General features: G+C 73.1%; 20 protein-coding genes and 5 pseudogenes. 15 read left to right on the top strand and 10 right to left on the bottom strand.

All coding sequences use genetic code 11. The features are described 5' to 3' along the window. Position 1: 1 nt before the first annotated feature. Both QUE40_RS16040 and QUE40_RS16035 read right to left on the bottom strand, forming a co-directional pair. A complete protein-coding gene (locus QUE40_RS16040; RefSeq protein ID WP_289231578.1) occupies positions 2-724 on the bottom strand; it encodes an ABC transporter ATP-binding protein in 723 nt (240 codons plus the stop codon). Beyond that, positions 721-1,308, bottom strand: coding sequence for a PadR family transcriptional regulator (locus QUE40_RS16035; protein ID WP_289231577.1), 588 nt, complete (start codon positions 1,306-1,308; stop codon positions 721-723). The genes QUE40_RS16040 and QUE40_RS16035 overlap by 4 nt, the downstream gene beginning before the upstream one ends. 196 nt (positions 1,309-1,504) lie before the next feature. Here QUE40_RS16035 and QUE40_RS16030 point away from each other — a divergent pair, with 196 nt between their 5' ends. Beyond that, positions 1,505-2,482, top strand: a complete 978-nt coding sequence (locus QUE40_RS16030; RefSeq protein ID WP_142006932.1) for an NAD(P)H-quinone oxidoreductase — start codon at positions 1,505-1,507, stop codon at positions 2,480-2,482. Positions 2,483-2,488: 6 nt separating this feature from the next. On the opposite strand, the gene QUE40_RS16025 is transcribed toward QUE40_RS16030, so the two are convergent. Beyond that, positions 2,489-3,259: an IclR family transcriptional regulator gene (locus tag QUE40_RS16025; protein WP_289231576.1), complete on the bottom strand. Its 771-nt coding sequence runs from the start codon at positions 3,257-3,259 to the stop codon at positions 2,489-2,491. A gap of 83 nt (positions 3,260-3,342) precedes the next feature. Between QUE40_RS16025 and hutH the strand changes: the two genes are divergently transcribed. Together hutH and hutU are read left to right on the top strand one after the other, a co-directional pair. Then, positions 3,343-4,902 (top strand): histidine ammonia-lyase, encoded by a 1,560-nt coding sequence (gene hutH, locus QUE40_RS16020; protein WP_289231575.1) that lies wholly within the window; start codon positions 3,343-3,345, stop codon positions 4,900-4,902. Positions 4,903-5,020: 118 nt separating this feature from the next. Next, positions 5,021-6,675 (top strand): annotated as a pseudogene (gene hutU, locus QUE40_RS16015) (urocanate hydratase). A gap of 43 nt (positions 6,676-6,718) precedes the next feature. Here the strand turns inward: hutU and QUE40_RS16010 are convergent. Beyond that, positions 6,719-7,177: a VOC family protein gene (locus QUE40_RS16010; protein WP_289231574.1), complete on the bottom strand. Its 459-nt coding sequence runs from the start codon at positions 7,175-7,177 to the stop codon at positions 6,719-6,721. On the opposite strand from QUE40_RS16010, the pseudogene QUE40_RS19465 reads away from it, so the two are divergent. The 5 genes and pseudogenes from QUE40_RS19465 to hutI form a co-directional block, all read left to right on the top strand. Continuing rightward, positions 7,164-7,772 (top strand): annotated as a pseudogene (locus tag QUE40_RS19465) (M20/M25/M40 family metallo-hydrolase); the annotation flags it as partial. The gene QUE40_RS16010 and the pseudogene QUE40_RS19465 overlap by 14 nt on opposite strands. A 212-nt stretch (positions 7,773-7,984) precedes the next feature. After that, complete coding sequence (locus QUE40_RS19460; RefSeq protein ID WP_350226995.1) at positions 7,985-8,452, top strand: M20/M25/M40 family metallo-hydrolase; 468 nt, start codon at positions 7,985-7,987, stop codon at positions 8,450-8,452. A gap of 1 nt (position 8,453) precedes the next feature. Then, a complete protein-coding gene (locus QUE40_RS16000) occupies positions 8,454-8,882 on the top strand; it encodes a pyrimidine dimer DNA glycosylase/endonuclease V (RefSeq protein WP_289231573.1) in 429 nt (142 codons plus the stop codon). After that, positions 8,879-10,198: a formimidoylglutamate deiminase gene (locus QUE40_RS15995; protein ID WP_289231572.1), complete on the top strand. Its 1,320-nt coding sequence runs from the start codon at positions 8,879-8,881 to the stop codon at positions 10,196-10,198. Before QUE40_RS16000 ends, QUE40_RS15995 begins: the two co-directional genes overlap by 4 nt. After that, positions 10,195-11,381: pseudogene (gene hutI, locus QUE40_RS15990) on the top strand (imidazolonepropionase). The gene QUE40_RS15995 and the pseudogene hutI overlap by 4 nt, the downstream one beginning before the upstream one ends. 190 nt (positions 11,382-11,571) lie before the next feature. On the opposite strand, the gene QUE40_RS15985 reads toward hutI, so the two are convergent. From QUE40_RS15985 to QUE40_RS15970, 4 genes and pseudogenes are all read right to left on the bottom strand, one after another. Beyond that, positions 11,572-11,871 (bottom strand): DUF4333 domain-containing protein, encoded by a 300-nt coding sequence (locus tag QUE40_RS15985; RefSeq protein ID WP_289231571.1) that lies wholly within the window; start codon positions 11,869-11,871, stop codon positions 11,572-11,574. 47 nt (positions 11,872-11,918) lie between these two features. Further along, positions 11,919-13,550: a dihydrolipoamide acetyltransferase family protein gene (locus QUE40_RS15980; protein WP_289231570.1), complete on the bottom strand. Its 1,632-nt coding sequence runs from the start codon at positions 13,548-13,550 to the stop codon at positions 11,919-11,921. After that, positions 13,547-14,559: pseudogene (locus QUE40_RS15975) on the bottom strand (alpha-ketoacid dehydrogenase subunit beta). The gene QUE40_RS15980 and the pseudogene QUE40_RS15975 overlap by 4 nt, the downstream one beginning before the upstream one ends. Positions 14,560-14,773: 214 nt before the next feature. Beyond that, positions 14,774-15,490 (bottom strand): annotated as a pseudogene (locus QUE40_RS15970) (thiamine pyrophosphate-dependent enzyme); the annotation flags it as partial. Positions 15,491-15,761: 271 nt separating this feature from the next. On the opposite strand from QUE40_RS15970, the gene QUE40_RS15965 reads away from it, so the two are divergent. Together QUE40_RS15965 and QUE40_RS15960 are read left to right on the top strand one after the other, a co-directional pair. After that, positions 15,762-16,304 carry an Lrp/AsnC family transcriptional regulator gene (locus QUE40_RS15965; RefSeq protein ID WP_289231569.1) on the top strand — a complete coding sequence of 181 codons (543 nt, stop codon included), beginning with the start codon at positions 15,762-15,764 and terminating at the stop codon, positions 16,302-16,304. A gap of 25 nt (positions 16,305-16,329) precedes the next feature. Further along, a complete protein-coding gene (locus QUE40_RS15960) occupies positions 16,330-16,716 on the top strand; it encodes an ankyrin repeat domain-containing protein (protein WP_142006903.1) in 387 nt (128 codons plus the stop codon). A 79-nt stretch (positions 16,717-16,795) separates the two neighbouring features. Here the strand turns inward: QUE40_RS15960 and QUE40_RS19775 are convergent, their stop codons facing one another. Further along, positions 16,796-16,960 carry a DUF4235 domain-containing protein gene (locus QUE40_RS19775; RefSeq protein WP_433997016.1) on the bottom strand — a complete coding sequence of 55 codons (165 nt, stop codon included), beginning with the start codon at positions 16,958-16,960 and terminating at the stop codon, positions 16,796-16,798. 372 nt (positions 16,961-17,332) lie between these two features. Between QUE40_RS19775 and QUE40_RS15950 the strand changes: the two genes are divergently transcribed. From QUE40_RS15950 to QUE40_RS15935, 5 genes are read left to right on the top strand one after another with little or no spacing between them, the layout of a single operon-like run. Beyond that, the gene (locus QUE40_RS15950) at positions 17,333-17,704 is read left to right on the top strand and encodes a type 2 periplasmic-binding domain-containing protein (RefSeq protein ID WP_289231567.1); all 372 of its coding nucleotides are present in this window, start codon (positions 17,333-17,335) and stop codon (positions 17,702-17,704) included. Beyond that, positions 17,701-18,459, top strand: coding sequence for a thiamine ABC transporter substrate-binding protein (locus QUE40_RS15945; protein WP_289231566.1), 759 nt, complete (start codon positions 17,701-17,703; stop codon positions 18,457-18,459). Before QUE40_RS15950 ends, QUE40_RS15945 begins: the two co-directional genes overlap by 4 nt. Positions 18,460-18,478: 19 nt before the next feature. Next, the gene (locus QUE40_RS15940; RefSeq protein ID WP_433997015.1) at positions 18,479-19,993 is read left to right on the top strand and encodes an ABC transporter permease; all 1,515 of its coding nucleotides are present in this window, start codon (positions 18,479-18,481) and stop codon (positions 19,991-19,993) included. Then, on the top strand, positions 19,990-20,130 hold the full coding sequence (locus tag QUE40_RS19770) for a hypothetical protein (protein ID WP_433997014.1): 141 nt from the start codon (positions 19,990-19,992) through the stop codon (positions 20,128-20,130). Before QUE40_RS15940 ends, QUE40_RS19770 begins: the two co-directional genes overlap by 4 nt. After that, on the top strand, positions 20,130-21,146 hold the full coding sequence (locus QUE40_RS15935) for an ABC transporter ATP-binding protein (protein ID WP_289231565.1): 1,017 nt from the start codon (positions 20,130-20,132) through the stop codon (positions 21,144-21,146). The genes QUE40_RS19770 and QUE40_RS15935 overlap by 1 nt, the downstream gene beginning before the upstream one ends. 6 nt (positions 21,147-21,152) lie before the next feature. On the opposite strand, the gene QUE40_RS15930 is transcribed toward QUE40_RS15935, so the two are convergent. Beyond that, positions 21,153-23,207 carry an acyltransferase family protein gene (locus tag QUE40_RS15930; RefSeq protein ID WP_289231564.1) on the bottom strand — a complete coding sequence of 685 codons (2,055 nt, stop codon included), beginning with the start codon at positions 23,205-23,207 and terminating at the stop codon, positions 21,153-21,155. Positions 23,208-23,307 lie beyond the last annotated feature (100 nt).

Raw genomic sequence — 23,307 nt, 5'->3', positions numbered from 1 at the left:
CTCAGCCGGCCGTCCGCAGCAGTGACTCCGGTTCGGACGGGCCGCCGGTGGAGTCGACCACGCGTCCGTCGCGCAGGAAGACGACCCGGTCGGCCCAGCCCGCGTGCCGCGCCTCGTGCGTCACGAGCAGCCCCGCGGCGCCGGCGTCGCAGCGCTCGCGCAGCACCCGCAGCACCGCCTCGCCGGTGGTGGAGTCGAGCGCCCCGGTGGGTTCGTCGGCGAGCACCAGGCGCCGATCACCCACCAGCGCGCGGGCGATCGCGGCGCGCTGCTGCTGGCCGCCCGACATCTCCTCGGGGAAGCGGTCGGCGAGGTCCTGGATGCCGACGGCGAGCATCGCCGCCCGCGCCTCGCGTCGCGCCTCCCGCACCGACAGGCCGTCCAGCTCGAGCGGCAGGGCGACGTTCTCACCGGCCGTGAGCGAGGGGATGAGGTTGAGGTCCTGGAAGACGAATCCCACTGTGCGGCGGCGGATCTCGGCCAGCTGTCGGGCGGTCAGCCGGCTGAGCGGCGCCCCCGCCACGACGACCTCGCCGCTCGTCGGCCGGTCGAGACCGCCGGCGAGGTTGAGCAGGGTCGACTTGCCCGACCCGCTCGGCCCCATCACGGCCACGAGCTCGCCGGGCGCGACGGCAAGGCTGACGTCGTCGAGCGCCATCACCTGCGCAGCGCCGGCGCCGTGGTGGCGCGACAGGTGGTGCAGCTCCAGCACCGGCGCGCTCATCGCCGGGCCTCCTGCCGGTCGCGCGCGGCAGGCTGAGCCGCCGATGGCGTACGTCCTTGCGCGTCAACGGTTCTCGCGGTTCGCAGCACGCTGGCCTCGACGTGGTCGAGCCAGCGGATCTCGGCCTCGGCCTGGAAGACCAGGCTCTCGACGACCAGCTCCCAGGCGAGGTCGTCGTCGGCGCTGCCCTTGAGCCGGGTGAGGTCGCGCAGGTGGCGCATCGTCGCGGTGCGCTGGGTCTGCACCACGCGCGGCACGTCGACCCCCGGCATCGTCACGGCGAGGGCGAGCTTGATCGCCAGCTCGTTGCGCGGCGTCTGCTCGCGGTCGACGGGGTCGGCCCACCACCGGTCGACCTCGGCGCGCCCGGCGTCGGTGAGGCGATAGGGGATGCGGCCGTCCTCGTCGGCGGCCCCCGCCCCCTCGACGAACCCGTCGCGCTCCAGGCGCGCGAGCGTGGTGTAGACCTGCCCGACGTTCAGCGGCCAGGTGCCGCCCGTGCGGCGCTCGAACTCGCTGCGCAGCTGCGCGCCGTACATCGGCTCGCTCCACAGCAGCGCGAGCAGTGAGTGCTTGATCGACATCGTGACCCCCGAGTGCATACCGAGTATGTAGGTAGAGGTATACCGAGTATGTAGCCAGGGGGTCAAGGGTTTCTGGGGAGACCGTCGAGGCACCCAAAAAGATCGAGGCGGACAGGCATGCCTGTCCGCCTCGATCGTTCTTGCGGTTGTCGAGGGCTGTGCGGGGCCCGCCGGGGGCGGGTCGTAGGTTCGGTGCATGCGTGCGATCACGATTCCCGAGTTCGGCGACGAGGACGCGCTGGTGCCGGCCGACGTGCCGGCCCCGCAGCCCGGCGAGGGCGAGGTGCTGGTCGAGGTGGCCGCCGCCGGCGTCAACCGCGCCGACCTGATGCAGCGCCAGGGCCACTATCCGCCGCCGAAGGGCGAGTCGGAGCTGCCGGGCCTCGAGGTGAGCGGCACGATCAGCGCGCTCGGCGACGGCGTCGACGGCTGGCAGGTCGGCGAGCAGGTGTGCGCGCTGCTGGCCGGCGGCGGTTACGCCGAGCAGGTCGTGGTGCCCGCCGGTCAGCTGCTGCCCGTGCCGCAGGGCATCGACCTGGTCGACGCCGCCGCGCTGCCCGAGGTGGTCTGCACGGTGTGGTCCAACGTGTTCATGACCGCCAACCTGCAGCCTGGTGAGGTGCTGCTCGTGCACGGCGGCTCCAGCGGCATCGGCACGATGGCGATCCAGCTCGGCAAGGCCGTGGGCGCGCGGGTCGCCGTGACCGCCGGGTCGGCCGCGAAGCTGGAGGCCTGCCGCGAGCTCGGCGCCGACATCCTGATCAACTACCGCGAGGACGACTTCGTCGAGCGGCTCCAGCAGGCCACCGAGGGGCACGGCGCCGACGTGATCCTCGACGTGGTCGGCGCGAAGTATCTCGACCGCAACGTGCAGGCGCTCGCCGACAACGGGCGCCTGGTGATCATCGGCCTGCAGGGCGGCGTCAAGGGCGAGCTCAACATCGGGACGCTGCTCGGCAAGCGCGGCGCCGTGATCGCCACGTCGCTCCGCGCGCGGCCGCGCGCCGAGAAGGCCAGCATCGTCGCGTCGGTGCGCGAGAACGTCTGGCCCCTGGTCGAGTCCGGGCAGATCCGTCCGATCGTGCAGGAGCGCATGCCGCTCGAGCGGGCCGGCGACGCGCACCGCGTGCTCGGCGAGAGCCAGCACGTCGGCAAGGTGCTGCTGACGCTCTGAGCGAGCTCAGCCGCGGTGGCCGAGGCGACGGGACAGCTCACCCGCCGCCCGCCGTACGTCCGTCACCAGTCGCGCCTGCTCGTCACCGCCGAGCGGCGACTCGGCGGTGTGCGGGTAGGTGACGGCCAGGCCTGCGAGCGGGTGGCCGTTGTGGTCGAGCACCGCCGCGGCCACCGACGCGAATCCTGAGGTGACAGAGCCCTGTTCGAGCGCATAGCCGCGTCCGCGGACCTGCGCCAGCTCTGACCGGAGGGCGGTGAGCGACGTGGGGCCGTGGCCGTCGCGCTGCACGAAGTCGGAGCGTGTGGGGAACAGTGCGCGCACCTGCGCCGCCGGCAGCGCCGCGAGGATCGCCAGGCCCGAGGCGGTGATCGTGGCGGGCAGCCGCACGCCGACGTCGGTGACGAGCGACGGGCGGCGCGGCGCCCGCTCCTCGATGACGTACAGCACGTCGCGGCCGTGCAGCACGACCAGGTGCGCGTTGTGCGTCGTCTCGTCGACGAGCCGGGCGAGCGCGGGCCGGGCGACCCGCTGCAGCGGGCCCTGCCGGCTGTAGGCCGAACCCAGCTCGAACGCAGCGACCCCGAGACCCCAGCGTCGGCGCTCGCCCAGGTGGCTCACGAAGCCGGCGTCGCGCAGCACGGCGAGCAGGTGATAGGTCGACGAGCGGGGCAGGTCGAGCTCGCGGGCGATGGTGGCTGCCGGCACCGGCTCGGCGTGCCGGGCCAGCAGCTGCAGCACGGCGAGGGCGTGCGCGGCGGCCGGGGCGTTGGGCATGCCCTCACGATACGTCTCGGATCCGAGACACAACTCCCGCGCTACGGCGGTCGAGTGCGCTCCGGGTCGGCTGCAATGAAGGCATGACGAGCACCACCACCGCCGCCACGGTCACGGTCGGCACCGGCGCGCTGTCGCCGGCCGACGTCGTGGCCGTCGCGCGCGACGACGCCCGCGTCGAGCTCTCGCCCGAGGCCGTCGCCGAGATCCGGCGCAGTCGCGAGGTCATCGAGGGGCTGGCCGGCGACACCGTGCCGCACTACGGCGTCTCGACCGGGTTCGGGGCGCTGGCCAACCGGCACATCCCGCACGACCTGCGCGCCCAGCTGCAGCGCAGCCTCGTGCGCTCGCACGCGGCCGGCTCCGGCCCGGAGGTCGAGCGCGAGGTGGTGCGCGCGACCATGTTGCTGCGGCTGTCGACGCTCGCGACCGGCCGCACCGGCGTGCGGCTCGAGACCGCGCAGGCCTATGCCGACCTGCTCAACGCGGGGCTGACCCCGGTGGTCCACGAGTACGGCTCGCTCGGCTGCTCCGGCGACCTCGCGCCGCTCGCGCACTGCGCGCTCGCGGTGATGGGCGAAGGCGAGGTGCGCACTCGCGACGGTGAGCTGGTCGAGGCTGAGAAAGCGTTGCAGGACAACGGGATCCAGCCGGTGCAGCTCGCCGAGAAGGAGGGCCTGGCGCTCATCAACGGCACCGACGGGATGCTCGGCATGCTCGTGCTGGCGCTGGCCGACCTGCAGCGACTGCTGCCCACCGCCGACATCACCGCCGCGATGAGCGTCGAGGGCCAGCTCGGCACCGACGACGTGTTCGCCGCCGACCTCCAGCAGCTGCGCCCGCACCCCGGCCAGCAGCAGAGCGCGTCGAACCTGCGAATGATCATGCGGGACAGTCAGATTCGCGAGAGCCACCGCGACCCGCACGCGTGCACCCGGGTGCAGGACGCGTACAGCCTGCGCTGCTCGCCCCAGGTCGCGGGCGCGGTGCGTGACACGGTTACCCACGCGACGACCGTCGCCGAGCGCGAGCTCGCGGCCGCCGTCGACAACCCGGTGGTGACGCTCGACGGGCGGGTGGAGAGCAACGGCAACTTCCACGGCGCGCCGGTGGCGTACGTTCTCGACTTCCTCGCGATCGCCGTCGCCGACCTGGCGAGCATCAGCGAGCGGCGCACCGACCGGTTCCTCGACGCCGCGCGCAACCACGGGCTGCGCCCGTTCCTCGCCGATGACCCCGGTGTCGACAGCGGCCACATGATCGCGCAGTACACCCAGGCCGCGATCGTCAGCGAGCTCAAGCGACTGGCCGCCCCGGCGAGCGTCGACTCGATCCCCTCCAGCGCGATGCAGGAGGACCACGTCTCGATGGGCTGGTCGGCCGCGCGCAAGCTGCGGCGCAGCATCGACGGGCTGACCCGGGTGCTCGCCATCGAGCTGCTGACGGCGGCGCGGGCGCTCGACCTGCGCGCCCCGCACGCCCCGGCCCCCGCGACCGCCGCGGTCGTGGCCGCCCTGCGCGAGGACGTGCGCGGCCCCGGGCCCGACCGTCACCTGGCGCCGGAGATCGAGGCCGCGGTGCAGCTGGTCGCCGACGGCCGCGCCCTGGCCGCCGCCGAGTCGGTGACCGGGAGCCTCGCGTGACCCCCACCCCCGTGCTGAAACGCGGTTTCAGCGCTCTGACCGTGCTGCAGCGGAGTCGTAGCGCTACAACCGCGTTTCAGCGGCCGGCCCGGCCGGCCCACGAGAACAGGAGATGACCATGGAAGGCGCGCGGCCCGTACGGGCGACTCGCGGAACGCAGCTGACGACCCAGTCGTGGTCGACCGAGGCGCCGCTGCGGATGCTGATGAACAACCTCGACCCCGAGGTGGCAGAGCGGCCGGACGACCTGGTCGTCTACGGCGGCACCGGGCGGGCGGCACGTGACTGGCGCAGCTTCGACGCGATGGTGCGCACGCTCACGACGCTGCGCCCCGACGAGACGATGCTCGTGCAGAGCGGGCGCCCGGTGGGCGTGTTCACCACGCACGAGTGGGCGCCGCGCGTGCTCATCGCGAACTCCAACCTCGTCCCCGACTGGGCGAGCTGGCCGGAGTTCCGTCGGCTGGAGCACCTCGGCCTGACGATGTACGGGCAGATGACGGCCGGGTCGTGGATCTACATCGGCACCCAGGGGATCGTGCAGGGGACGTACGAGACGTTCGCGGCGGTCGCGGAGAAGCGGTTCGGCGGCACGCTCAAGGGCACCCTGACCCTCACCGGCGGCTGCGGCGGCATGGGCGGGGCGCAGCCGCTGGCCGTGACGCTCAACGAGGGCGTCTGCCTCGTCGTCGACGTCGACCGGCAGCGGCTCGAGCGGCGCGTGGAGCACCGCTATCTCGACGAGGTCGCGGGCGGCCTGGACGCCGCGGTCGACATCGCCGTGCGTGCCAAGAACGAGGGCCGCGCGTGGTCGGTCGGCGTGGTCGGCAACGCGGCCGAGGTCTTCCCCGAGCTGCTGCGCCGTGGGGTGCCGATCGACATCGTCACCGACCAGACCAGCGCGCACGACCCGCTGTCCTACCTCCCCGAGGGCATCGGCACCGACGAGTGGGCGGAGTACGCCGAGAAGAAGCCCGAGGAGTTCACCGACCGGGCGCGCGAGTCGATGGCCAAGCACGTGCAGGCGATGGTGGAGTTCCAGGACGCCGGCGCCGAGGTGTTCGACTACGGCAACTCGATCCGCGACGAGGCCCGCCAGGGCGGGTACGACCGGGCGTTCGAGTTCCCGGGTTCGTGCCGGCGTACATCCGGCCGTTGTTCTGCGAGGGGAAGGGGCCGTTCCGGTGGGCCGCGCTCTCGGGCGACCCCAAGGACATCGCCGCCACCGACCGGGCCGTGATGGACCTGTTCCCCGACAACGACCGGCTGCAGAAGTGGATGCGCGGCGCCCAGGAGAAGATCGCCTTCCAGGGGCTGCCCGCACGCATCTGCTGGCTGGGCTACGGCGAGCGTGACAAGGCGGGGATGGCGTTCAACGACCTCGTCGCGTCCGGCGAGGTCAGCGCGCCGATCGTCATCGGCCGCGACCACCTCGACTGCGGCTCGGTGGCCTCGCCCTACCGCGAGACCGAGGCGATGGCCGACGGCTCCGACGCCATCGCCGACTGGCCGCTGCTCAACGCGATGCTCGCGACCTCTTCGGGCGCCGACTGGGTCTCGCTGCACCACGGCGGCGGCGTGGGCATCGGACGCTCGATGCACGCCGGGCAGGTGTCGCTCGCCGACGGGACCCCGCTGGCCGCGGAGAAGCTCGCGCGGGTGCTCACCAACGACCCGGGCATGGGCGTCATCCGGCACGTCGACGCGGGCTACGACCGGGCCGAGGAGGTCGCGCGCGAGCGGGGCGTGCGGATCCCGATGGCCGAGGGCTGAGCCGATCGCCACCAGCCTGCCGCCGCGTCGCGGGCGCGGGGCGTCATGGTCGCGGGGCATCACCGTCACCGCGCTCGATCTCACCCGTGTCGGGCAGCACCAGCTGCCCGACGGGGCCGGGGTTCCACGCGACCTCCCAGCGGAAACCGTCGGGGTCGGAGAAGTATCCGGTGAACCCGCCCCAGGCGCGCTCCTGCGGCGTCGAGACCTCGGGGGCGCCGGCTGCGCGCGCGGCGTCGAGCACCTCGGAGACCTCGGCGCGGGTGGCCACGTTGTGGGCCAGGGTGAGGGGCGCCCTGCCCTGGCTCGGTGCGTAGCCCACCTCGGCCTCGAACGCGTCGCGCCGCCACAGCGAGAGCACCAGCTGCGGCCCGGCCTGGATCATCACCACCTCGTCCCCGTCGTCGAACACGGCCGGCCAGCCCAACCCCGCCAGGTAGAACGCCCGGACCGGCTCCAGGTCAGCGACGGCGAGAGTGACGAAACTGATGCGAGGCTCCATGACGGCAGCCAAGCAGGGCGCACCGACAACCGACCCGGGATGCGATGAGATGAGCGACGTGAGCGACGAGGCGCGCGACTTCGACCGGATGTGGGCCGACCTGGCGCCGGTGGGGCGCGACGGCCGCACCGGTGGATACCACCGCTTCGCGTGGACGCGCGAGGACCACACGCTGCGCGAGTGGTTCGCGGGGGAGTGCGCCCGGCTCGGGCTGGACCTCACCGAGGACCGCTTCGGCAACCAGTGGGCGTGGTGGGGCGACCCGGACCGGGAGCCCGGGCGCGGGGTGGTCGTCGGGTCGCACCTGGACTCGGTGCCCGACGGTGGCGCGTTCGACGGGCCGCTCGGTGTCGTCTCCTCGCTCGCGACCGTGGAGTCGTTGCAGCGCAACGGTTTTCGACCGTCCCGCCCCATCGCCGTCGTGAACTTCGGCGACGAGGAGGGTGCGCGGTTCGGCGTTGCCTGCGCCGGGTCGCGCGTCATCACCGGAGCGCTGACGGCCGACCGGGCGCTCGGCCTCACCGACGCCGACGGGGTGTCGATGGGCGAGGCCCTGCAGCGCGCCGGCCGTTCGACCGACCTTGGGCTGGACCGCGAGACCCTTTCTCGCGTGGGCGCTTTCGTCGAGCTGCACGTCGAGCAGGGCGTGCGCTCGCCGACCTCGACCCGGCCACCTCCGCGGTCGCCGTCGGCACCGACATCTGGCCGCACGGGCGCTGGCGCATCGAGCTGCCGGGTGCCGCCAACCACGCCGGCACCACCCGCATCGAGGACCGCGACGACGCCCTGCTCAAGGCCGCCGAGGTCGTGCTCGCCGCCCGGCAGCAGGCCGAGCGGCACGGCTGCGTCGCCACCGTCGGCCGGATGTCGGTGCAGCCCAACGGGATCAACGCCGTCCCCGCCCACGTCACGACCTTCCTCGACGCGCGCGGCTCCGACGCCGACGCGGTGCGGTCCGCCGTGGCCGACGTGCGCGAGGTCGTGGGATCGCTGGCCGGTGAGATGCACGAGGAGTCGTGGACCCCGTCGACGCCCTTCGACGCCGACCTGTCCGAGCGCGTACGCCGGGTGCTGGGCGGGGCGCCGACGCTCGGCACCGGCGCGGGGCACGACGCCGGCATCCTCGCCAACGCGGGCGTCCCCACCGCGATGATCTTCGTGCGCAACCCCACCGGAATCTCCCACGCGCCAACGGAGTTCGCCGAGTCGGCCGACTGCCACGCCGGCGTGCGGGCGCTCACCGCCGTCGTCGCCGACCTCGCCGGGGAGGCGTGACGTGCGCGTCTGGTCGCTGCACCCGCGATACCTCGACCGGCAGGGCCTCACCGCCTGCTGGCGCGAGACGCTGCTCGCGCAGGCCGTCCTGGCCGGACGCACCAAGGGCTACACCAACCATCCGCAGCTGCGCCGCTGGCGCGCGACGGGCGACCCGCAGGGTGCCGTCGCGGCCTACCTGCACGGCGTCGCCGACGAGGCCGACCGGCGCGGCTATCGCTATGACCGGCAACGCATCTCGGCCGCGCCCGCCGAGGTCGTCGTCCCGGTGACGGACGGGCAGCTGGCGTACGAGTGGCGCCACCTGGTCGCCAAGCTCACCCAGCGCAGCCCCGCGTGGTTGACGGGCCTCGGCGAGGTCGACGCACCAGACCCGCACCCCGTCCTGCGCGTCGTGCCCGGCGACGTCGAGGAGTGGGAGGTGCGATGACGGTCTACTGGGCCGAGTTCGCTCTGCTGCCAACGGGACTCGCGCGCGACGTGTGCTTCGAGGTCGACGAAGGTCGCTTCGCAGCCGTGCAGGCCGGCCAGCCGCAGGCCGACGCCCAGCGCCTGCCCGGTGTCGTCCTGCCCGGGTTCGCCAACTGCCACAGCCACGCCTTCCACCGGGCGCTACGCGGGCGCACGCACGACCGGGGCGGCACGTTCTGGACCTGGCGCGACCGGATGTATGCCGTCGCCGGCCGACTCGATCCCGACACCTACCTCGCGCTGGCGAGGGCGACGTACGTCGAGATGGCGCTGGCCGGGGTGACCAGCGTCGGCGAGTTCCACTACGTGCATCACCAGCCCGACGGCACGCCCTACGCCGACCCCAACGCGATGGGCCGCGCGCTGCGGCAGGCCGCCCGAGACGCGGGGGTGCGGCTCACGCTCCTCGACACCTGCTACCTCGCCGGCGGGCTCACGGCCGACGGACACACGCCGCTCGGCCCCGAGCAGCGCCGGTTCGGCGACGGCGACGTGCAGTCCTGGGCGGAGCGCCGCGCGGGCCTTGCCGACGACGACGGCTTCCGGGCCTGCGCGGCCGTGCACTCGGTGCGCGCCGTGCCGTTCGACCAGCTCCAGCGGGTCGCCGGCCTGGTCGGCCCCGACGTCGCGGTGCACGCCCACGTGTCGGAGCAGCCGGCCGAGAACGACGCCTGCCTCGCGCACTACGGCCGCACCCCCGTCGAACAGCTTCACGCCGCAGGCCTGCTCGACGCCCGCTTCACGGCCGTGCACGCGACCCACCTCACCGACGGCGACATCGCCTCGCTCGGTCGCAGCGGTAGCAGCGCCTGCTTCTGCCCGACCACCGAGCGCGATCTCGCTGACGGCATCGGTCCGGCAACAGCCCTGCGCGACAACGGATCTCGGTTGACCCTGGGCTCCGACCAGCACGCCGTCATCGACATGGTCGAGGAGGCGCGAGCGCTAGAGATGCACGAGCGCCTCGCGACCCTGCAGCGCGGGCGACTCACCCCCGCAGACCTGCTCGCCGCGGTCACCGCGCACGGCACGATCCAGTGGCCCGACGCGGGCTCGCTCAGCGTGGGCGCACGCGCCGACCTCGTCGCGATCCGCCTCGACACGCCCCGCACCGCGGGCGCCGACCCGGCCCAGATCCTTCTGGCTGCATCCGCTTCCGACGTCGACACCGTGATCCGCGACGGCGAAGAGGTCGTCACCGGCGGCCGGCACCGCCTCGGCGACGCCGGCCGACTGCTCACCGACGCCATCGACCCGCTCTGGAGGGACGCATGACCAGCACGCTCGTCACCGGCATCGCCGAGCTCGTCACCCACGACCCGTCGCTCGGCGACGACCCGCTCGGCATCGTCACCGACGCCGCGCTCGTGGTCGACGCCGGCCGCGTCGCCTGGGTCGGTCCGGCCGTGCAGGCGCCCGACGCCGACGCCCGCGTCGACGTCGAGGGCCGCGCTGTCGTACCAGGATTCGTCGACAGCCACTCGCACCTGGTGTTCGCGGGAGACCGTTCCGCCGAGTTCGCCGCGCGCATGACCGGCGAGCCGTACGACGGTGGCGGCATCGCCGTGTCCGTCGCCGCCACCCGGGCCGCGTCGGACGAGGAGCTGCGCGCGCTGCTCGCCCGCCGCGTCGCCGAGATGCGAGCCCAGGGCACCACGACCGTCGAGGTGAAGAGCGGGTACGGCCTGACGGTCGAGGACGAGACCCGGGCGCTGCGGCTCGCGGCCGAGGTCACGCCCGAGACGACGTTCCTCGGGGCCCACGTGGTCCCGCCCGAGATGCGCGAGGACCGTTCTGCCTACGTCGATCTCGTGTGCGGCGACATGCTCGGCGCGGCGGTGCCGCACGCGCGGTGGATCGACGTGTTCTGCGAGCCGCACAGCCCGCACGCGTTCACCGAGGAGGAGTCGCGGCGCATCCTGACCGCGGGTCGTGACGCGGGGCTGCTGCTGCGCGTGCACGGCAACCAGCTCGGCCCCGGCCCGGGGTGCGGCTGGCGGTCGAGCTCGGCGCGGCGTCGGTCGACCACTGCACCTATCTCGACGACGCCGACGTCGAGGCGCTGGCCGGCAGCGACACGGTCGCCACGCTGCTGCCCGGGGTGGAGTTCTCCACGCGCTCGCCCTACCCCGACGCCCGCCGGCTCCTCGACGCCGGAGTGGCCGTCGCGATCGCGAGCGACTGCAACCCCGGCACGTGCTACTCCAGCTCGATCCCGCTGGCGATCTCGCTCGCCGTGCGCGAGATGGGCATGACGCCGGCCGAGGCGCTGCAGGCGGCCACGCTCGGGTCGGCGAGGGCGCTGCGCCGCGACGACGTCGGCCACCTCGCCGTGGGCGCGCGCGCCGACCTCACCGTGCTGGACGCCCCGTCCTACCTCCACATCCCCTACCGGGTCGGCGTCCCCCTCGCCCGCGCCCTCGACCTCGGCCCCACCCCCACCCCCACCCCGAGCTGACCCCCCACCCCGAGGCGACCCCTCCCTCCCCGGCATGAAACCGGGTTAGGTGCGTTTGACCCTGATGCATCAGGGTCAAACGCACCTAACCCGGTTTCATGCGCTGTACGACCGGGCCCCCCGCCCCCACACAGCAGAAGGCCGCCTCCGAGGAGGCGGCCTTCCGAAGAGCTCCGGGGTGAGGTGCGGCTCAGCCCGGCGTGAACTCGAAGTTCACCGTGTCGCCCTCGACGGACTTCACGGTGGCCTTGTACTTGATGTTGGCGCCGTCGACCTCGATCTCGCAGTCGGCGGTCTCGCCGACCTCGGCCTTGAGGTCGTCGTTGCAGTCGGCCTTGCCGTAGTCGCGGTCGGGGGCCGAGCGCTTGAGGGCGGCGGTCAGCTGCTCCTCCACCTTGCCGTTGTCGACCTCTTTGGAGCAGCCGGTGAGGCCGGCCGTCAGGGCGAGCGCCGCCACGGCCGCGGCGAACGTGCGTCGCTTCGTCGTCATGTCTTCCTCCGTTCGGGGAACTACCGACGGCATCGTGCCAGGAAGGGCTACAGGTCGGCCAGTAGCGCGACCGGTCGCTCCACCCCATCGGCTATGGCGCGCAGGAAGCCGCCGGCCGATCCGCCGTCGCACACGCGGTGGTCGAACGTCAGCCCGATCTGCGTCACCGACCGCACCGCCAGCTCGTGGTCGACCACCCAGGGGCGCTCGATGATCCGCCCGACGCCGATCATGGCGGCCTCCGGGTGGTTGATGATCGGCGTCGACCCGTCGACCCCGAACACGCCGTAGTTGTTCAGCGTGAACGTGCCGCCCGTCAGCTGCGCGGGCGACAGGCTGCCCTCGCGCGCGCCGGCGGTCAGGTCGCGCAGCGCCGCGGCCAGCTCGCGCGTCGTCAGCTCGTGCGCGTCGTGCACCACGGGCACCACGAGACCGCGCGGCGACTGCGCGGCGAAGCCCAGGTTGATCGCGCCGTGCCGCACGATCTCCTGCGCCTCGACGTCGACGCTCGCGTTCAGCTCGGGGAAGCGCCGCAGCGCCGAGACGCAGATCCGGGCGAGCAGGGCGAGGACGCCGATCCCGCTGTCGGGGTACGCCTTTCGCAGCTCGTCCTTCGCCGCCAGTAGTCCGGTGGCGTCGGCGTCGACCCAGGTCGTCGCGTCGGGGATCTCGCGCCGGCTGGTGCTCAGCTTCTCGGCGATGGCGCGGCGCACCCCGGTGAGGGGTACGCGCTCCTCGCCCGCGCCGGACCGTGCCCCGGTGGCGCGGGTCGGCGCCGGAGCGGGAGCCGCGACGGCGCCCACGGAGCCAGGGGCGGCGGCGCTGCTCTGCGCCGCGGCCTCGACGTCGGCGCGGCGCAGCACCCCGTGACCGTGCGCCTGCGACAGCGCCGCCAGGTCGACCCCGTGCTCGTGGGCCAGCCGCCGCACGATGGGGGAGATGACCCGCACGGCGGTCGGCTCGTCCACGCTGGTCGAGTCGTCCACGCTGGTCGAGTCGCCCATGCTGGTCGAGTCGCCCATGCTGGTCGAGTAGGCCGGAGCGCTAGCGGAGGCCGTATCGAGACCCGCGTCGTCTTGATACACCGGCTCGGCTAGCGCCTCGCCGGCACTCGACGAGCGGGGGCCACTCGACGCGCGTCGGGTGCTGGCGCGGCGGGCGCGGCGGGACGCCGACCCGGCGCCGTGCCCCGACCCGGTGCCGTAACCGATCAGCACCGCGCCCGAACCCTCTTGCGCGTCAACGCCGTTCGGCTCCGTGGCCGCCTCGCGCGGCGCCTGCGCGGGGTCGTCGCCGGCGCGCTCCTCCTCGCGGTACTGCCGGGCGCCGGCCAGCGCGGGCTCGGCGTCGGCCGCGCCGACGGTGACCAGCGGCGCACCCACCTGCACGACCTCGCCGGCGGCGCCGTGCCGGGTGGTGAGCCGGCCGGCGAACGGGCACGGCACGTCGACCGTCGCCTTGGCGGTCTCGACCACCACGACCGGCTGGTCGACGGTGATCTCGTCGCCCTCCTCGACCAGCCACTCGACGATCTCGGCCTCGGTCAGTCCCTCGCCCAGGTCGGGGAGGGCGAAGACCTTGGCGTCAGGGGTCTCGATACGCGGCTCGGCCAGCGCCTCGCCGCTCGACCGGCTTGGGGTGGGCGCCTGGCCGCTGCTCGACCGGCCCGGGGCGCTCATGCGGACGCCGCCGGCTCGAACGTACGGTCCGGCTCGTCGTCCCACTGCAGCCGCGCGATCGCGTCGAGGATGCGGTCGACGCCCGGCAGGTAGGTGTGCTCGAGCTTCGGTGCGGGATAAGGGATGTCGAGCCCACTCACCCGCAGGACGGGAGCCGCGAGGAGTGGAAGCAGCGCTCGGTCACCCGCGCGGCGACCTCGCCGGCGACGCCGGCGAAGCCTTGTGCCTCCGACACGACCACGCAGCGGCCGGTGCGGCGCACCGACTCGACCACGGTCTCGTCGTCGAACGGCACGATCGTGCGCAGGTCGACCACCTCGACGTCCCAGCCCTCCTCGGCAGCGGCCTCGGCGGCCTTCATCGCGGTCGGCACGGAGGGGCCGTACGTCACGATCGTCACGTCAGTTCCGTTGCGGCGCACCGCTGCTCGCCCGATCGGCTCGGTCTCCACCGGCAGCTCGACGTCCTGCTTGGACCAATAGAGCACCTTCGGCTCCATGAACACGACCGGGTCGGGGTCGGCGATCGACGCGCGCAGCAGGCTGTAGGCGTCGGCCGGCGTCGACGGGGTGACGACCTTCAGCCCCGGCGTGTGGGCGTAGTAGCCCTCGCTGGAGTCGCAGTGGTGCTCCACGCCGCCGATGCCCCCGGCGTACGGCACCCGGATGACCATCGGCAGCCCGACGCGGCCCTGCGTGCGGTTGCGCAGCTTGGCGACGTGCGAGGTGATCTGCTCGAACGCGGGGTAGGCGAACGCGTCGAACTGCATCTCCACGACCGGCCGAAAACCGGTGAGGCACATGCCGATCGCGAACCCGACGATGCCCGACTCGGCGAGCGGGGTGTCGAAGCAGCGGTCGTCGCCGAGGTCGCTGGCGAGCCCGTCGGTGATCCGGAAGACGCCGCCGAGCGTGCCGACGTCCTCGCCGAACATCAGCACGTCGTCGTCGGCGGCCATCGCGTCGCGCAGGGCCTGGTTGAGCGCCTTGCTCATCGTGACGTCGGCCATCAGTGGTCGCCTCCTCGGCGGCGAGCTCGTCGAGCACCATCGCGCGCTGCTCGCGCAGCTGGGGCGTCGGCTCGGCGTAGACGTGGTCGAAGAGCGTCGCCGGGTCGACGACCGGGTCGACGTTCATCCGGTCGTGCAGGTCGGTCGCGAGCCGTTCGCCCTCGGCGTCGGTCTCCTCCACCAGCGCCTGGTCGACCACGCCCCGCCCTTCGAGGTACGCCTGCAGCCGGGCGATCGGGTCCTTCGCCAGCCACTCGGTCACCTCGTCGGCCTGGCGGTATCGGGTGGCGTCGTCGGCGTTCGTGTGCGCGTCGAGCCGGTAGGTGTGCGCCTCGACGAGGAACGGCCCGTGCCCGGCGCGCGCGTGCTCGACGGCCGCGTCGACCACGGCGAGCACCGCGGCCGGGTCGTTGCCGTCGACCTGCTCGCTGCGGATGCCGTACCCGATCCCCTTGTACGCCAGCGACGGCGCCTTGCTCTGCTTCGCCAGCGGCACGGAGATGGCGTACTTGTTGTTCTGCACGAAGAAGATCACCGGCGCCCGGAAGACCGCCGCGAAGTTGAGCGCCTCGTGGAAGTCGCCCTCGCTGGTGGCGCCGTCGCCGATGAACGCCATGGCGACCGCGTCGCTGCCCCGCCGCCGCTCGCCGTAGGCCGCGCCCGCCGCGTGCACCAGCTGGGTCGACAGCGGCGTGCACTGCGGCGCGGTCTTGTGCGCCGTCGGGTCGTAGCCGCAGTGCGCGTCGCCGCGCAGCAGCGACAGCGCCTCGACCGGGTCGATGCCGCGGGTGAACAGCGCCACCGACTCGCGATAGGTCGGGAACATCCAGTCGCGCTCGGTGATGCCGAGCACCGCACCGACCTGGCAGGCCTCCTGGCCGCGCGAGCTGGGATAGACCGCGAGGCGCCCTGCTTGGTCAGCGCGGTGCACTGGATGTCGAGCCGACGGCCGAGCACCATGCGCCGCCAGACCTCGAGCAGCCGCTCGTCGGACGGCATCGCGTAGTCACCGTGGCTCTCCCGGCCGGCCGCGCCCTGGGCGTCGAGCAGCTGCACCGGCACGGGGAGGGCAGCAGCGCCGCGACGTCGGTCGGGAGGTCTGTCGGAGGCGCTCCGGCCACTGTGGTCTCCATCACACCATCGTCCCTCGCGCGCGGCGAATGGCTCAAACCTGCCGAGGTTTGCGAGACATACTGCTCTGCATGGCGACCAAGCAGCGCAAGACGTCCACTCAGCAGCGCGAACCGGACCAGCAGGCTGGACGGTCGGCCCCGCCGCGCCCGCTCGACGACACCGACCGGGCGATCATCGCCGCGCTCGTGGACGACGCCCGCACGTCGGTGCGCACGCTCGCCGAGCGGCTGCACATCAGCCGGGCGAACGCGTACGCACGCCTCGACCGGCTCCTCGAGCAGGGCGCGATCACCGGGTTCAGCGCGCGCATCGACCCGGTGCGGGTGGGGCTGGGCACGACGGCGTACGTCTCGATCAACATGGAGCAGAACACCTGGCGCGCGGTGTCGGCGGAGCTGCAGCAGCTGCCGTTCGTCGACTCGGTCGCGCTGCTGGCCTCGGAGTTCGACGCGCTGGTGCTGGTGCACGCGCCCGACAACACGACGCTGCGCACGCTCGTGCTCGACCGCATCCAGGCGATCAAGGGCGTCACGGCGACGCGCACCTGGCTGGCGTTCGAGGAGATCCGCGGCCCCGGACCGGACTGGGCAGCCCTCCCGACTGGGAAGTAAGGCAGACCTCATCTACGATCGCCGCATGACTTCCGCCAGCGGCGCGATGGACCCTCGGCTCGTCGAGGTCGCCCACGCCTGCTTCGACTTCGCCCGCGACGGCGACGCCGTCCGGCTCGGGGCGTACGTCGACCAGGGCGTGCCGGTGAACCTCACCGACTCCTCGGGCAACACCCTGCTCATGCTGGCCGCCTACCACGGGCAGGCCGCGGTGGTGACCGCGCTGCTCGAGCGCGGCGCCGACGTGAACCGGCTGAACGACCGCGGTCAGTCGCCGCTCGCCGGCGCCGTGTTCAAGGGCGAGGACACCATCGTGTGGCTGCTGCTCGACGCCGGCGCCGACGTCGAGCTCGGGTCGCCCTCGGCGCGCGAGACGGCGCAGATGTTCGGCCGGGGCGACCTCATCCCCTGACTCTGCTCGCACCGCAAAAAAATGATCGAGGCGTACAGGCATGCCTGTACGCCTCGATCATTGGTGAGGTAGCCGCTTGCTACTTCGCCTTCGCCTTGCCCTGCAGGTCGGCCTTGAGCGCCTCCGGCGGGTGGCCGGCGGACTTGGTGTAGAAGTGCGCGGCCTGCTTCTGGGCGACCATGCGCGCGACGCCCATGATCGCGCCGGAGACGATCGCGAAGACCGCGGCCTCCTTCCACGACACGTCGGGGTCGGCCGGGTTGGCCGGGGCTTGCCGCCGGTGGCGGCCTTCCAGGTGCCGTCGCTCGCTGCCTTCGCCACTCGCGCGCCGACGACTCCGGAGACGATCGCCAGCACCTTCCACACCGCGTTGCCCATGGGCACCTGCCTTCGCTCGTGGCCGCGCACGGCGGCCGGGGAATCGACTGGGTCGAGCCTTTCACGAGCCGGCGTGTACCGTCGAGGGGACGACAGGGGAGCGCACCCGAGCGCTGAGAGTGCGGCCCAGCCGCAGACCCTCGAACCTGACCCGGTTAGCACCGGTGGAGGAAGTCGAGTTCTCCCGTCCACCCGCCACGGTGGACGAGACCCCTCTTCGCAACAAGGAGAGGACGTCATGCGACGCAGGACCCTCGCGGCCACGGCCGCACTCAGCACCATCGCCCTCGCGGGCTGCTCCCTCGGCGGCGGCGAGTCCGGCGGCTCCGGCAGCGCCGCCTCCCCGAGCGCGGCGGGCTCGTCCGGTGCGGCCTCCGGCTCGTCCGGCGCCGCGGGCAGCCCGGCGAGCAAGACGGTCACGCTGGTCACGCACGGCTCGTTCGCGATGTCGAAGGAGCTGCAGGCGGCCTTCACCAAGGACACCGGCTACGCCGTGAAGATCAGCCAGAGCGGCGACGCCGGCGAGCTCGCGAACAAGCTCGTGCTGACCAAGGGCTCGCCCTCGGCGACGTCGTCTTCGGCGTCGACAACACCTTCGCCTCGCGCGTGACGTCGGCCGGAGTCCTCGAGGACTACAGCCCGCGGGCCCTGCCGGCCAGCGCGAAGACGTACGCCCTCCCCGACGCGGCCGGCGCGCGCCAGCTCACGCCGGTCGACAACGCGAGCACCTGCGTCAACGTGGACACCACCTGGTTCGACAAGCGCAACGTCGCGCCGCCGAACAGCTTCGATGACCTGCTGAAGCCGGACTACAAGAACCTGTTCGTCACGCCGGGTGCGCCCACCAGCTCGCCGGGCCTCGCGATGCTGCTCGCGACGGTCGGGAAGTACGGCGACCCCGGCTGGCAGGACTACTGGAAGAAGCTCGTGGCCAACGGCGCCAAGATCACCAGCGGCTGGGAGGACGCCTACAACGTCGACTTCACCCAGGGCGAGGGCAAGGGCGACCGGCCGATCGTGTGGTCCTACGACACCTCGCCCGCGTTCACCGTGAGCGGCGGGAGGTCGACGACGAAGGCGTTGCTGAACACCTGCTTCCGCCAGGTCGAGTACGCCGGCGTGCTCAAGGGCGCGAAGAACCCGGCCGGCGCCAGGGCGCTGGTCGACTGGATGGTCGGCAAGCAGTTCCAGGCGGCGCTGCCCGAGGCGATGTACGTCTTCCCGGTCGACTCCAGCGTCGAGCTGCCCGCCGACTGGGCCACGTTCGCCAAGCAGCCCACCGACCCGATCGAGGTCGACCCGAAGCAGATCGCGGCGAAGCGGCAGGGCTGGCTGCGGACCTGGCAGGACGTCACCTCGCAGTGACCCGGCCGGAAGCGACCCCGTGACTTCCCGCCGGGTCGGGCGCGCGGCGCTCGTCGTGGCCGCCCTGGTGCCGCTGGCCTTCCTCGCGATCTTCTTCGTGGTGCCGGTCAGCGGCATGGCGCTGCGCGGGCTGCGGCCCGAGGGGCAGTGGGCGCTCGGTTCGGCGCTGGAGGTGCTGGGGCGGGGCCGCACCCAGCGCGTCCTGTGGTTCACGGTGTGGCTGGCCGGGCTCGGCACGGCGGTGACGGTGCTGCTCGGGGTGCCGATGGCGTACGTCCTGCACCGATTGTCCTTCCGCGGCCAGCGGGTGCTGCGCGCGCTCGTGGTGATGCCGTTCGTGCTGCCGACCGTGGTGGTGGGTGTCGCGTTCCGCACGCTGCTCGCGCCGTCGGGGCCGCTGGGGTTCCTCGGTCTCGACGGGTCGTGGGTGGCGATCCTGCTGGCCCTGATCTTCTTCAACCTCGCGGTGGTGGTGCGCACCGTCGGCGGCATGTGGGAGAGCCTCGACCCGCGCGCCGAGGAGGCCGCGGCGGCGCTCGGCGCGAGCCCGGCGCAGGTCTTCCGCACGGTCACCCTGCCGGCGCTGCTGCCGTCGATCCTGAGCGCCGCGAGCGTCGTGTTCCTTTTCTGCTCAACGGCTTTCGGCGTCGTGCTGGTGCTGGGCGGGCTGCGCTACAGCACGATCGAGACCGAGATCTACCTGCTCACCGCGAACTTCCTCGACCTGCAGGCGGCGGCCGTGCTCAGCCTGCTGCAGCTGGTGGCGGTGCTGGCCCTGCTCGGCCTGACCGAGGCCGCCCGCACCCGCCGCGAGCGGGTGCTCTCGCGGGTCGCGCGCACCGGCTCGCCTCGTCGCCCGGCCCGGGTGGACGCGCTGCCGGTCGCCCTCACGGTCGCGGCGGTCGCCTTCCTGCTCACCCCGATCCTCACCCTGGTGGTGCGCTCGCTGCGCATCGACGGGGCGTGGTCGCTGCACAACTACCGCCAGCTCGCGGCGCCCGAGGCGACCGACGCGCTGCTCGTGCCGGTCACCCAGGCGATGGCGAACTCGTGGCGCACCGCCATCGACGCCACCCTGCTCGCGATGCTGCTCGGGGTGCTCGTGGCGGTCGTCGTCTCGCGGCGGCCGGCGACGCCGCGCGGTCGGCGGGCGCTGGGGGCGCTCGACGCGACGTTCATGCTGCCGCTCGGGATCTCTGCGGTCACCGTCGGATTCGGCTTCCTCATCACCCTCGACCGGCCGCCGCTCGACCTGCGCAGCTCGCCGGTGCTGGTGCCGATCGCGCAGGCGATGGTGGCGCTGCCGCTGGTGGTGCGCACGCTCGCGCCGGTGCTGCGCTCGCTCGACCCGCGCCAGCGCGAGGCGGCGGCCTCGCTCGGCGCCGGCCCGGTGCGCGCGTGGCTGAGCGTCGACCTGCCGGTCGTGTGGCGCCCGCTGCTCGCGGCGACCGGGTTCGCGATGGCGGTGTCGCTGGGGAGTTCGGCGCGACGAGCTTCCTCGCGCGGCCGGAGCGGCCGACGCTGCCGGTGGTGATCTACACACTGATCGGGCGGCCCGGCGGCGACAACTTCGGCATGGCGCTGGCCGCGTCGGTGCTGCTCGCGCTCGTGACGGTGGCCATCATGGGCGTCGTGGAGCGGCTGCGCGTGGGCTCGTTGGGGAGCTTCTGATGAGCGACGTGGACGCGTCGTCGGCGCGGCCGGGGGCCTCGCTGCAGGTCGACGGCGTGACCGTGCGCTTCGAGCGCACCGCGGCCGTCGACGACGTGTCGCTGCGGCTCGAGCCGGGGCGGGTGCTCGCCGTGCTCGGCCCGTCGGGCAGCGGCAAGTCGACCCTGCTGCGGGTCGTGGCCGGGCTGCAGCGGCCCGACTCCGGCCGGGTGATCATTGGCGGCGACGACGTCACCGACGTGCCGACCCACCGTCGCCGCGTGGCGCTGATGTTCCAGGACGGGCAGCTCTTCCCGCACCAGGACGTCGCCGGCAACGTCGCGTACGCCCTTCGGCGCCAAGGCCTTTCGCGCGCCGAGGCCGCGGGCCGGGTGGGGGAGCTGCTGGAGCTGGTCGGGCTGCCGGGGATGGAGCGGCGCCGCCCCGGCACGCTGTCCGGCGGCCAGCAGCAGCGGGTCGCGCTGGCCCGGGCGCTCGCGGCGAGACCGCGGCTGCTGCTGCTCGACGAGCCGCTGTCGGCGCTCGATCGCGCGCTGCGCGACCGGCTCGGCGCCGACCTGCGGCAGATCCTCACCACCTCGGGCACGACCGCGATGCTCGTGACGCACGACCACGACGAGGCATTCACCCTGGCCGACCGGATGGCGGTGATGAGCCACGGCCGGATCGTCCAGGAGGGCCCGACGGCGGACGTCTGGCGCGCACCGGCCGACGAGCAGATCGCCGAGTTCCTCGGGTTCTCGACGGTGCTCGAGGGCGAGGCTGCGGCGAGGCTGGTCCCGGGCGTGGCCCGGTTGGCGCTGCGGCCGCAGGCGTTGCGCCGCGCCGACGACGGCGAGCACCTGGCCACCGTGCTGGGCGCCGCGCTGGGGGCAGACGTCGTGCGGCTGCGGGTCCGGCTGGCCGACGGGGTCGAGGCCGACGCCGTCGCCGAGCTCGGCGAGCCGCTGCCGGAGCCCGGCGAGAGCGTACGTCTGCGGCTGGTTCCGGCCGCCGCCGCACCGCTCCCCGGGTGACCCGGGCTACTGCGCCGCGTCGCGGAGCTTGCTGGCCAGCTGCGGACCCCACGTCGCCGCGAAGGTCTTGCTGACGTGGCCCGGGTTGAAGAAGACCGGCACCGAACCGATCACCGCGGGGCAGCGTCCGTCGACGCAGAAAGAGTCCTCGACCCCGACGAAGGTGACCCCGCGCTGCCCCTCGGCCGCGTCACGCAGCGTCTGACGGCTCTCGGGGAACGCGGCGTCCTGGTCATAGGTGCACTCGGTGCTCGCCGCGACGTCGTTGCGCGCGACGCAGTCGAGCGGCTCCTGGCCGAGGTTGGGCACGTCCTGGATCACGATGACCTGCTTGCCGGCGCGGGTGAAGCGCGACCACGCCTCACGCATGCCGGCCTCGAGCCGCGGACGCTTCTCGGAGGTCAGCTCGGTCGGGCTCGCCTCGTTGCGGGTCATCACGACGATGTCGATGCTGTCGTCCTTGGCGACCTGGTCGATGACGTCGTTGCGCCAGGTCTCGCACGCGGTCACGTCGCGGTCGACCACCTCGATGTCGGCGGTCGTCGGATAGCAGCCGGCCTTGCCCGACGCCTCGAACCGCCAGTTGAGCGACTTGGCCGCCTTCTCGTACGCCGGGATCAGCGAGTTGCTGTGCGAGTCGCCGAGAGCGATGACCCGCTTGGCGGGCTTCGCAGGGTCGTTGAGGGTGCAGCGCTTGAACTCCGAGGACCCCTGCACGGTCCAGCAGTCGCCGCGGTTACCGTCGTCCTTGGGCAGCAGCGCGAGGCTGGGGGTGAGGCTATTGGGAGCCGGACAGTCGTTGCGGCCGAGGGCCGGCGCGCCGACGCACCGGTCGGCTCCCGACAGCGCGTCCTGCACCTGGTCGGCCGCCTGCTGCTCACGCTGCTGCACCAGGCCGAGGCCCGCGCTCGACAGCACCAGAACCCCGGCGATGCCGGCTGCCACCGCTGCACCGCTGCGGGTGCGCCACCGGGCGAAGCCCCGCGCGCGGAACGGCGTCTCCACGAAACGCATGCTCAGCCAGCCGACGGCGATCGACAGCACGAGGATGCCGAGGCGGGGCAGGAAGCCAAGCTCGCGCCCGAGCGCGTAGGGCGCGATGACGAACAGCGGCCAGTGCCACAGATAGATGGAGTACGACGCGTCGCCGATCAGCTGGACCGGCCGGGTGTTCGTGACGGTGTCGAACACCCGGTCGTGGCGCAGGGTGATCAGCGCGAGCGCGGCGCCCACGGTGGGGAGCAGCGCCGCGTAACCGGGGAAGGCGGTCTGTCCGCTGAACGTCACGGCCGAGACGACGATCGCGCCGATGCCGACCCAGGCGACGGCCGGGCTGATGCGCGCGAGGTGGCGAGGGCGTACGAACGAGGCCAGGGCCCCGATGCCGAACTCCCACGCGCGGGTGGTGGTGACGAAGTAGGCCGCGGCGGAGTTGGTGGCGGTGAGCTGGATCGACCACCACAGCGAGGCGCCGGTGATCGCGACGAGCGCGGCGAAGAAGGCCGTGCGCCAGCGGGTCTTTGCGAGGGCGAGCACGGCCACGAACACGACCGGCAGGACGAGGTAGAACTGCTCCTCGATGGACAGCGACCAGAAGTGCTGGAAGGCGGTCGGGCTCTCGCTGGAGGCGAGGTAGTCGGTCGAGCTCGCCGACAGCACCCAGTTCTGCACGTAGAACCCGGAGGCGAGGGCCTGCTGGGCGTGGCGGCGCCACTGGTCCTCGCCGACGAACGCGAGCACGCCGGCCATCGTGACCACGATGACGAGCAAGGACGCCGGGAGCAGGCGGAAAGCGCGGCGGGTCCAGAACTGCAGGAGCGAGACGCCACCCTTGCGCTCGGCGTCGCGCAGCAGGTGCCCGGTGATGAGGAACCCGGAGATGACGAAGAAGACGTCGACGCCGACGAATCCGCCGGTCAGCTCACCTGGCCACAGGTGGTAGACCACGACCAGCATGACGGCCAGCGCACGCAGCGCCTGGATGTCGGTGCGCATCCCTGAAGCACCCGCCCGCTTGTCGGGAGGATTGCGGTCGAGGCGCTGGAGGGTGGGTGTGGACACCCGGAGAGGGTAGATGCCCAAGTTGGGCGGGCCGGGGAGGGTGGCTCCCGCGCCGCCCAAGCTGGTCGAGCAGGCCGCGAGGGACGAGCGGCCCTATCGA

Origin of the sequence: Barrientosiimonas endolithica (genome assembly GCF_030296655.1) — a bacterium.
In the GTDB taxonomy this organism is placed as follows: domain Bacteria; phylum Actinomycetota; class Actinomycetes; order Actinomycetales; family Dermatophilaceae; genus Barrientosiimonas; species Barrientosiimonas humi.
Note: the sequence above shows the minus strand (reverse complement) of the source record. Positions and strands in the feature narration are given on the sequence as shown.